This window comes from Roseisolibacter agri, from assembly GCF_030159095.1.
GTDB lineage: Bacteria > Gemmatimonadota > Gemmatimonadetes > Gemmatimonadales > Gemmatimonadaceae > Roseisolibacter > Roseisolibacter agri.
The window spans coordinates 1-384 of sequence record NZ_BRXS01000024.1 but is presented as its reverse complement, the minus strand read 5'-3'; the positions used below and the strand labels follow the sequence as shown (position 1 = coordinate 384).

The 384-nt window shown below is 76.3% G+C and carries 1 protein-coding gene; it reads left to right on the top strand.

All coding sequences use genetic code 11. The annotated features are described in order from the left end of the window. Positions 1 to 384, top strand: a 384-nt coding sequence (locus rosag_RS25365) for a hypothetical protein (RefSeq protein ID WP_284352990.1), incomplete at both ends; no start/stop codon positions are given.

Below are 384 nucleotides of genomic sequence, written 5' to 3'. Positions count from 1 at the left end.
GGCGGCGACCTGCAGGCCGCCCTCGACGCCGCCCAGCCGGGCGACGTCATCACGCTCGCCAACGGCGCCACCTACGCGGGCAACTTCGTCCTCCCCAGCAAGCCCGCCGGCGGCTGGATCGTCGTGCGGCCCGCCGACCTGAGCGGCCTGCCGGCCGAGGGCGCGCGCGTGGCCCCGGCGCGCCACGCGGCCGCCATGCCCAAGCTCGTCAGCGCGAACGCGATGTTCGCGCTCGCGACCCCCGATGCGTACGCCAACGTCGGGACCCGCGGGTGGCGCCTGGTCGGCCTGGAGATCGCCTCGAACCCGGCGAACGCCATCGCGCAGGCCATCGTGGAGCTGGGCACCGGCAGCGAGCGGTCGCTCGCGACGCTCTCGAGCCAC